Genomic DNA, 9,041 nt, shown 5'->3' on the forward strand with positions numbered 1-9,041 from the left:
AGGTTCAAAAATTTGTCAAGTATCATAAGTAAAATAATCTCGTTTTTGGCTATTATATCAAATTTTAACTCAATTGTCTATCTTTTGGTATTAACCTGTTTGTGCCTTAAGTCTTTCCCTGTATGGATTTCAGATACTTTTGAGCGTAGGCGCTCTCATCGAATTTTATTTTAAGTTAATTATTTGCATAACAATTCCCGAAGAGCCTCTTATTCTTTGTGTGATAATTTTTGCTTATGGAATCGTGAAATGCTTATCGGGCAAGACTTTTAGGGCTATTTTTACGTTCAGCGAAGCTCAGTCGAGCGGCGGAAGAAACTATCAGTATAGACCTCGTTTCCACACAGAAACCAGAAGAGCCAAATTTCCAATACTCAGTTTAAATTTAGTACAGCTTAACCAGATTACTTGGAGTAGATAAAATCTCTGAAAAGGGGGTTTTAGTCTCAGCCAAAAATTCAGAAATTGTCTCTCCTTTTCAACAACTATTTGATGTTTTGCCTCCACAGGATATGACATTTTTTCCTTCTTAGCTGAAACTGTCTTGCTTAGTATTAAGCCAGCCCCTTATTTAGTTGTAATCCGTGAAGATTTGCAATTCACTTCTCCTTCCACTGGTAAAGATTTAACATGAGAACCTTGAAACTTTTCCATATTGCTGACTCGCCACATAGACAGAGGAAAAGTAATAGCAAATAAACCAAAAACTCCCACTAAAATCCAGACGATATTGTGCATTTTACGAGAGGAAAGTTTTCTAATTTGAACATCCATTTTGTTACCTCCAGAAGTTTAAGTTAAGGGTAAATAAGGAAAGATAGGATGCCATGACATAGCGGTGGCGGCAATAATGAGGGCGAAAAACCAAAAGAGAATTGTTTTAGCCTTAATCTCGCGATCTTTCCAGAGATAATGGAGTATAGGCCAACTGATTAACCAGCCAATTAATAACATAGTTTCTTTGCCGGTATAACTGCCAATATTACCCCACATTTTGCTAGGATTTTTACTGCCAGGAATCCAAGACCCTAAATTCCAGAGCAGAGTTTCTACGGTTTTTGTCTGGTCTGCATCGGAAAAATGGTGAGAAACCATCATTAAACAACAACCGATTGCGGCGCTAATAATTGCCGCAGCTGCAGGGCCAGAAGTAGCGGGAGAACGTTTGGCTCCTTGGGCTAAACCTTGGGGAAATTGTTGTACAAAAGCCCAGATTTTACCGTACCAAGGGCTATCAACATAGGGTTGTGTCATGAGAGTTGCTCCTATTTTTTAAGAGTTCGTAACTGTGTAAAACCCAAAATTCCCACCGCTAAAAGTCCCATAATGGTGCTAGGTTCGGGTACAGATTCTAGGATAAAAGCGCGGGTTTCCGTTTCTCCCAATTCATTAGTAAAAGTGCCAAAACCAATAATTTGGCCACGCCCATTAATGCCCGTGGCTTGATTTAAAACCCAACCCGTACCATTAATGACTAAATTATTTAAATCAAATAACTGGCCTTCTTGCCAAAGAGTCCCATGGGCAACTTCACTAGCAAGATTAGAAAAGCCAACAATTTGACCAGATTCGTTAATACTTAAAGCATCGCCTCGCGTACCACCAAGACTGCCTAAATTAATCAAATTGCCGTTATCCCAGAGGAATCCACTAGAGGTTAAAGTGGCTCCTGAACCATTAGTCGCTTGACCAATAACTAAGCCATTTTCGTTAAGATCTCGGGCAAAACTTTGGGCGAATCCGTTGGGAATTCCTAGATTAGTCAGGACAAAATTACCATTGGCATCCTGTTCCCAAAAAGCGGCACTGTAGACATTAGTTCCGTCCACTACACCATCGGAGTCTACATAACCAACGATTTCGGTATTGTCATTAATGGCTAAACCAAAATTTTGATCGCCGTCAAGACTAGGTAAGTCGATGCGCGTACCATTTTCCCAGAAAATAGTGTTTCTTCGATTGGTTTCAAAGATATGATAACCAGCAATCTGATTGCTGTTGTTGATGTCGATAAAATAACTTTCCAGGCCACCAAAGTTATAAATGTTGAGGTCGTAACCCCCGGAACCGTTAGGAGTCCACAATAACGCCCGGTCTGTGGGGCCGGCGGTTTCATCTCCCGCACCGACAATCATCCCTGCGTCATTAATGGAACGGGATAAACCACCGCGACCGGGGAGAGTGACGGGGGTGCCGCCATTAACTGGGCCAGTAAGGGGTAAAGCCGTTATCGTACCGTTTTCCCAGATATAGCCACTAGAAGCGGTATTACCGGCAGTGCGGGAACGACCGACGATTTGACCTTGGTTGTTAATGCTGGCTGCCCTCGTATCCGTACCATCGGGGCTGAGTGTACCCAAGTCGGTGATTTTATACATCGAACCCGCTAGGGCAGGAGACACAGTATGTAAGCCGAAAACAGTGGCTAGAACGAGCGAAAGTTGAATTTTAGTCATTTTTGAGGTGAATAAGCAAATAAAGGTTTACAGAGCCTGAATTTTGGCGACACCGAGGCCGCTAACGAGACCACCCATAGCAAAAAACATCATTGCCATCAGAGCAATGCAAGTGGCTGTTAACACCGGTCGGTTAGCTTTGTCTAAAATTGAGTCGCCGTATTTCCAGAGAATCCAAGTGCAGACCACGCCTAGGGGCAAGGTAAACAGGACGCTGAATTCGTGGTATTCCATGAGGACGTATTGACCGAGGGGCGAATTTTCTTTTAACCAAGCGCGCGCGCCGCCAAATTCTAAATCAGCCCGATAGCGCATATAGGCTAAATTACCAGTGGCGATCGCTAAAAAAGCGAGGACGGTAGCCCAGAAGGTGAGGGTTCGCATTTGCCGCAAGAGTTTGCTAGAACCTCTTAACAGGGGAAAAGCGAGGTGGCCTGCGTAAACAATGACGACTAGGGCTAATAAAGAGCCAAAACCGTGAATTGTGCCTAACCATCGCTGCCACGGACTCGGATGCAGGAGATTGACGAAGGGCAGGAATAAAAATAAGCCCGCCGAGAGGATTCCTAGCCCATAAACGCAAACGGTGGCGATATCTAGGGTTTTGGGGAAATCTATTTTTTCGGATTCTGTGGGATCAGATAACATCTGCTTCTCCTTGACGATTTGGAAAGAGTAAATGAGAAATTATCTCAATTAAGTCGAACTTTGATCAAAAAAGTCCAGAGAATACCTGTGTCCAACCATCAAAGGATTTTTAGACTCAAGTTGACGCTCAATAACGTCAAGACTAGAATTTAGACATAGACAAAGCTGGCGCTAAATGATTCTAGTAATCACTTAGCCTCAACTATGCACTGCTAAAGGAGCGACTGGCATCGCTTCTTTGGTTTAATCAGGCTCTAGACTAATTTTCTTGTCAACCATTCAGTCTAGGGCTTTTTTTTAACCAAGTCTAGTATCAACAATATTTTTTAATAGTTGAGAATAATTCTTAACTATTTTGAAGCTAATGCTTAAATCTCTGGCACAATTGATTTTTGATGGTTTAAAAACGCTAAAAATAAGGATTAAGTGGCATAAAATATCCAAATAGACTGTTTAATTGATGACTGTTCCTTCTTAATTCTCCTGGCTACTGGCTGCTGACTCCTAACCAACCAAGATAATTGTTGATTTTTACAAGAGGTCTATTCCTAAAGGTGTCAGACTACGGCTATCGGTCTTCTCCCCACTCCCCCCCGCAACGCTCAGGAAGTGGTCTCCCCACTGCGGTAAACTAAATGAGATGATCCACGGGAGTTATGACTATGACCACTCACTTTATTAGCGCCGAAATCGACCTACAGGAAACCCCGCAACAACTGCAGCAAGAAATTGAAAAAGAATTGGCCAAACGGGGTGAACCCTTGCGTTGGGCAATCACAGAAGTGGATACCGAGAATAATCAAGTCAAAGTCGAAGCGATTGTCACCACTGCCTCGTGAATTCCCGTCCCTATACCGCCGTACTAATTATTCCCACCGGCATCGGGGCAGCGATTGGCGGTTATGCTGGGGATGGCATTCCCGTGGCCAGAGCGATCGCTAAAGTTTGTGATCGCCTAATTACCCATCCCAATGTCCTCAACGGCGCACAACTGTACTGGCCTCTGGACAACACCTATTATGTGGAGGGTTACGCTTTAGATCGTTTTGCCCGGGGGGATTGGGGATTAAGTCCCGTCCATCAAAATCGCATCGGGTTACTATTCGATCGCGCCATTGAATTTGACCTCTTGCAAAGACACCTTCAGGCTGCCGATGCTGTCCGGGCCACCCTAGGCTTAGATCTCACCGATTACGTTATCACCGATGCCCCCTTAAATGTGCAGTTGCGAGAGGCAGCCTCTGGGGCCAGTTGGGGAACAATTGGCAATCCCGACAGCTTGCTGCGGGGAGCAGAAAAACTGATTAACCAGGGCCGGGCGGAAGCGATCGCCATTGTTGCCCGTTTTCCCGACGATCCCGATAGCATTGCCCTGGCTAATTATCGCCATGGTCAGGGGGTGGATCCCCTTGCCGGGGCCGAAGCGGTAATTTCCCATCTGGTAGTCCGACAATTCCAAATACCGGCGGCCCACGCTCCCGCTTTAAGTCCGCTGCCCCTCGATCCGCAACTTTCCCCCAAGGCCGCGGCCGAAGAAATCGGTTATACTTTTTTACCCTGCGTTTTGGTGGGTTTAAGTCGCGCCCCCCAATTGGTCAAGCAGCCCAGTCCCGATGCTATTTGGGGCCGGGAGGTGGACGCGCTGATCGTTCCCGCCAGTGCCTGCGGCTGTTGCACAGTTTTGAGTTTTTGTCAAGAAAAAAGTGTACTGATTGCTGTCGAGGAAAATAGTACAAGAATGAAGGTGGCCCCGGAACCCCTAGGGGTGAAAGCAATTAGGGTACACTCATATACAGAGGCGATCGGTGCGATCGTTTGTCAACGGGCAGGGGTTAGCCTAGCATCTCTTCGCCCTAATTTCAACTCTTTACGCTGTTTATCCGAGAATCCGTGACTAATTCCCCTAATTCCGAATTTGATCCCCTGACACGCACACAAGTCCTCACCATTATGGCGGTAACGGCGATTATCTTGCTGGTAGTCGCCAAAGTTTGGCAATATTTCGGTGCGATCGCTATTCCCGCAATTCGCTTGACTCTCCCGGATTTCCTGTTCGGATTAGCCTTAGCGGGGGCAATTAGTGGAATTAGTGGGCTTCTATATCGTTTTTGGTCTAGTTATCGCCATAGTGCTAACTCTTACTTAGAATTAGTCATTAAACCTTTAGCTTGGCCCGATTTAATTTGGATTGGATTACTGCCGGGGTTAAGTGAAGAATTATTATTTCGCGGGGTGATTTTGCCGGCTTTGGGCTTAAATATCTTTGGTTTAACCGTTTCTAGTCTAATTTTTGGTATCCTCCATTTTAGCGGTTCCCAACAATGGCCCTATGTTATCTGGGCAACTGTTGTCGGTTTTGCCCTCGGTTATACCGTCATCATCACCGGTAATTTATTAATCCCGATCCTCGCTCATATTATCACCAATCTCCTCGCTAGTTTTCTCTGGAAATTACAGCATAGTAATCAGTAATCAGTTATCAGTTATCAGTTATCAGTTATCAGATTTGAGTTTTAAGTGAGCAGTATTAAATAAAAGTTTCCTACTGTCTTTTCACTGATTACTGATTACTGTTTACTGAAAATACTCCCTTCTCCCCAATTCATAATTCATAATTCTCACTTCCCCATCTCCTGTCTCCTGTCTCCTGTCTCCTGTCTCCTATCTCCCGTCTCCCGTCTCCGAGTCTCCTCTAAAAAATATGGAAGTACAATTTCGCGAATTTAATCCTTTTGATGTCTGGTTTTGGCTGGAATTTTCGACGGTTCCCTCGAATATGGAACAGCAATATGTAGAAGAAGTTTTTGCCTCTTGGTTTTATTTGGGTAAATTAGGAGCTTTCAATGCCGAAAACCTACAGGTACAGGAGGTGGGAGTCGATATTAGTTATATGGAATACGATCCAGATATGGCCGAAAATGCCTTTATGTCACCGATGCACAATATGACCGATTTTGAATACTTAGGTACTTGGGGACGTTGTTGGTTTGACCTTGGTACTAGCGATCTTATTGCTTTAGATATTTTAATCAATGCCTTGACCCAATTAAGTAAGGATTTTGTCGATATTAAACGTTTAATTATCGGTGGAGAAAATCAAGATTGGACGGTTAGCGATCGCAGTAATTATCTCTTTAGCGAATAATTAGGGTTTAGTGAAAAAGTTTCTTGGTGGGGTCAGAATTCTCCGAGTCAGGAGTTTATTTTTATTTATTTATTCTCCCCACACCCTACACCCCACACCCCACACCCCACACCCCACACCCCACACCCCACTTCCCCACTTCCCCACTTCCCCACACCCCACTTAAAAACATCTATGCTTAATCTCGTCTCCCTTCCAGAAATTCCCGCCGCTGCTTGGAAACGTCCTCTAGGCAAAGGTTGGGAAAAACCCTACAGCGTCCGCTACGCCAGCAATTTAGATGATGGTCCTTGGCATGGGATGCCTCTGGGAGGATTTGGGGCCGGTTGCATCGGACGTTCCCCCAAAGGTGACTTTAATCTCTGGCATCTGGACGGTGGTGAACACAGTTTTAATAGCCTTGCGGCCTGTCAATTTAGCATTTTTGAACAAACAGAAGACGGAAGCGCCCAAGCCTACGCTATGGCGACGGAAAGCCCGACGGATGGAACTTTATCGCGCTGGTCGTGGTATCCAGCCGAAAAGGGAACATATTCTGCCCTTTATCCCCGCAGTTGGTACGAGTACAAAGATGTTTTTCAGACTCAATTAATTTGCGAACAATTCTCACCGGTTTGGGCGCATAATTATCAAGAAAGTAGTTATCCTATAGCCCTATTTGAATGGACGGTTCATAATCCCACCGATAAACCGATTACTATTAGTATTATGCTGACTTGGCAAAATACAATCGGTTGGTTTACTAACGCGATTAAATCCCCAGTGGTTAAGGTGAGAGATGATGGTAGTCCCGTCTATGAATATCAATCAAAATGGGGGGAAAGTGAGGGTAATTATAATCAATGGATTGTCGATAATTTCCGCGTTGGCTGTCTAATGGGTCGAGATTACGAAAACCCCGGGGAAGGGGATGGACAGATGGCGATTGCTAGTATCACTAATCCGAGTCTAGAGGTATTTTATCTGGGTAAATGGAACCCTGCGGGCGATGGGGGCGAAGTTTGGGACTATTTCGCCATGAATGGCTCTTTACCGGATATTGAGGACGAAACCCCCGCCCAAAAAGGGGAAGAAACGGCCACGGCCATGGCGATTCGTTTTACCATTCGTCCGGGGAAAACTCGCAAAATTCCTTTTATTTTGGCTTGGGATTTACCAGTCACCGAATTTGCCCAAGGAATTAACTATTATCGTCGTTATACGGACTTTTTCGGTCGCAATGGTCAAAATGCTTGGGCGATGGTACGCACGGCTTTAAAACACGGCGATACATGGCGAGAAAATATTATTAACTGGCAACAACCGATCCTAGAACGCACCGATCTGGCCGATTGGTTTAAAATGGCTTTATTTAACGAATTATACCTCCTAACTGACGGCGGCACTCTCTGGACGGCAGCCACCGAACAGGATCCTATCGGTCAATTTGGGGTCTTAGAATGTATTGATTATCGTTGGTATGAAAGTCTTGATGTGCGTCTCTATGGTTCCTTTGGGTTACTGATGTTATGGCCGCGCTTAGAAAAGGCTGTGATGGAAGCTTTTGCCAGGGCAATTCCCAGCAGTGACGATACTCCTCGGATTATCGGTTATAATCAAGCTAGTGCCATTCGTAAGGCTAAAAATGCCACTCCCCACGATTTAGGTGCGCCCAATGAACACCCTTGGCAAAAGAGTAATTACACCAGTTATCAAGATTGTAATCTCTGGAAAGATTTAGGCAGTGATTTTGTTTTATTAGTCTATCGGGATTATTTATTAACGGGTGCTAAAGATGAGGATTTTCTGCGGGAATGTTGGCCGTCAATTGTCCTGACTTTGCAATATTTAAAAACTTTTGACCTTGATAACGATGGCATCCCCGAAAATTCCGGCGCACCAGACCAAACCTTTGATGATTGGCGTTTACAGGGAATTAGTGCCTATTGTGGTGGTTTGTGGATAGCAGCCCTAGAAGCGACGCTTAAAATTGGCGAAATCATTGGAGAAGATACGGCAATTTTTGCCAGTTGGTTGCAGCAATCTCGCGCTATTTATCATCAGACTCTCTGGAATGGAGAATATTATAATTTGGATAGTGGCAGTGGTTCCGATGTGGTGATGACCGACCAATTATGCGGTCAATTTTATGCCCGTTTATTGGCTTTACCAGATGTGGTAGAAAATCAATACACGCAATCAGCTTTAAGTAAGATTTATCAGGCTTGTTTTCTCAAGTTTCATGGGGGAAAATTTGGGGCGGCAAATGGGTTAAAACCCGATGGTACTCCCGAAAATCCCCAGGCAACTCATCCCTTGGAAGTTTGGGTAGGAATTAATTTTGGGTTGGTGGCTTTTTTACTGCAAATGGGAATGGAAAAGCAAGGATGGCAAATTACGGAGGCGGTGGTACAACAAATTTATGAAAATGGCCTACAATTTCGCACCCCGGAAGCAATAACATCGGTGGGAACTTTTCGCGCCTGTCATTATTTACGCGCCATGGCTATCTGGGCTATCTATGGGGTTTTGACGGAATTTCAGGGATAAAACAGGATTATCGCCATCTAACTGGCGATCTGGTTTTACCTAGTAAATCACTGTAATACTAAATCTGGTTATTAAAAACTGATTATTTATTCCCCCTTTTGCATGAGTGCCTCTCCTGATAAGTAGCCTATACTCAACGGATTTAGGATTATACCAATTCTCTAAATACCAACTACAGATAGAGCATCCAGGATATAACCTCGTCCAACAATTGAAGCAATTACCTCTTTGTTCATTTCTTTGAGTCGTTGACCAATTAACAA

9 protein-coding genes are annotated in these 9,041 nt (G+C 44.3%); 5 read left to right on the forward strand and 4 right to left on the reverse strand.

What is annotated here, in order from left to right; translation table 11 throughout:
• Window positions 1-567: 567 nt before the first annotated feature.
• The 4 genes from H6G48_RS06115 to H6G48_RS06130 are packed head-to-tail and all read right to left on the reverse strand — an operon-like array spanning window position 568 to window position 3,104.
• The gene (locus tag H6G48_RS06115) at window positions 568-774 is read right to left on the reverse strand and encodes a hypothetical protein (protein WP_002762824.1); all 207 of its coding nucleotides are present in this window, start codon (window positions 772-774) and stop codon (window positions 568-570) included.
• Window positions 775-792: 18 nt separating this feature from the next.
• The gene (locus H6G48_RS06120; protein ID WP_190720118.1) at window positions 793-1,254 is read right to left on the reverse strand and encodes a hypothetical protein; all 462 of its coding nucleotides are present in this window, start codon (window positions 1,252-1,254) and stop codon (window positions 793-795) included.
• Between the two features lie 11 nt (window positions 1,255-1,265).
• Window positions 1,266-2,456: a PEP-CTERM sorting domain-containing protein gene (locus H6G48_RS06125; RefSeq protein ID WP_190720121.1), complete on the reverse strand. Its 1,191-nt coding sequence runs from the start codon at window positions 2,454-2,456 to the stop codon at window positions 1,266-1,268.
• A gap of 27 nt (window positions 2,457-2,483) precedes the next feature.
• A complete protein-coding gene (locus H6G48_RS06130; protein ID WP_190720124.1) occupies window positions 2,484-3,104 on the reverse strand; it encodes a hypothetical protein in 621 nt (206 codons plus the stop codon).
• Window positions 3,105-3,766: 662 nt separating this feature from the next.
• Between H6G48_RS06130 and H6G48_RS06135 the strand changes: the two genes are divergently transcribed.
• The 5 genes from H6G48_RS06135 to H6G48_RS06155 all read left to right on the forward strand — a co-directional run bounded on the left by H6G48_RS06135 (window position 3,767) and on the right by H6G48_RS06155 (window position 8,778).
• Window positions 3,767-3,943, forward strand: coding sequence for a hypothetical protein (locus tag H6G48_RS06135; protein ID WP_002734354.1), 177 nt, complete (start codon window positions 3,767-3,769; stop codon window positions 3,941-3,943).
• Complete coding sequence (locus H6G48_RS06140; RefSeq protein ID WP_190720127.1) at window positions 3,940-4,998, forward strand: DUF3326 domain-containing protein; 1,059 nt, start codon at window positions 3,940-3,942, stop codon at window positions 4,996-4,998. Before H6G48_RS06135 ends, H6G48_RS06140 begins: the two co-directional genes overlap by 4 nt.
• Window positions 4,995-5,576, forward strand: a complete 582-nt coding sequence (locus H6G48_RS06145; RefSeq protein WP_190720131.1) for a CPBP family intramembrane glutamic endopeptidase — start codon at window positions 4,995-4,997, stop codon at window positions 5,574-5,576. The genes H6G48_RS06140 and H6G48_RS06145 overlap by 4 nt, the downstream gene beginning before the upstream one ends.
• A gap of 229 nt (window positions 5,577-5,805) precedes the next feature.
• Window positions 5,806-6,249, forward strand: a complete 444-nt coding sequence (locus H6G48_RS06150) for a DUF3531 family protein (protein WP_012264377.1) — start codon at window positions 5,806-5,808, stop codon at window positions 6,247-6,249.
• 174 nt (window positions 6,250-6,423) lie between these two features.
• Entirely contained in the window at window positions 6,424-8,778 is a 2,355-nt protein-coding gene (locus H6G48_RS06155; RefSeq protein WP_190720134.1) for a GH116 family glycosyl hydrolase, read from the forward strand.
• Window positions 8,779-9,041: the final 263 nt, after the last annotated feature.

It is taken from the genome of Microcystis flos-aquae FACHB-1344 (assembly GCF_014698375.1).
Taxonomy (GTDB): Bacteria; Cyanobacteriota; Cyanobacteriia; order Cyanobacteriales; family Microcystaceae; genus Microcystis; species Microcystis aeruginosa.

Bases quoted from the DNA above. Each gene is read 5' to 3' on its own strand.
- H6G48_RS06115 (WP_002762824.1), bottom strand. From the start codon at position 774: ATGGATGTTCAAATTAGAAAACTTTCCTCTCGTAAAATGCACAATATC.
- H6G48_RS06120 (WP_190720118.1), bottom strand. From the start codon at position 1,254: ATGACACAACCCTATGTTGATAGCCCTTGGTACGGTAAAATCTGGGCT.
- H6G48_RS06125 (WP_190720121.1), bottom strand. From the start codon at position 2,456: ATGACTAAAATTCAACTTTCGCTCGTTCTAGCCACTGTTTTCGGCTTA.
- H6G48_RS06130 (WP_190720124.1), bottom strand. From the start codon at position 3,104: ATGTTATCTGATCCCACAGAATCCGAAAAAATAGATTTCCCCAAAACC.
- H6G48_RS06135 (WP_002734354.1), top strand. From the start codon at position 3,767: ATGACCACTCACTTTATTAGCGCCGAAATCGACCTACAGGAAACCCCG.
- H6G48_RS06150 (WP_012264377.1), top strand. From the start codon at position 5,806: ATGGAAGTACAATTTCGCGAATTTAATCCTTTTGATGTCTGGTTTTGG.
- H6G48_RS06155 (WP_190720134.1), top strand. From the start codon at position 6,424: ATGCTTAATCTCGTCTCCCTTCCAGAAATTCCCGCCGCTGCTTGGAAA.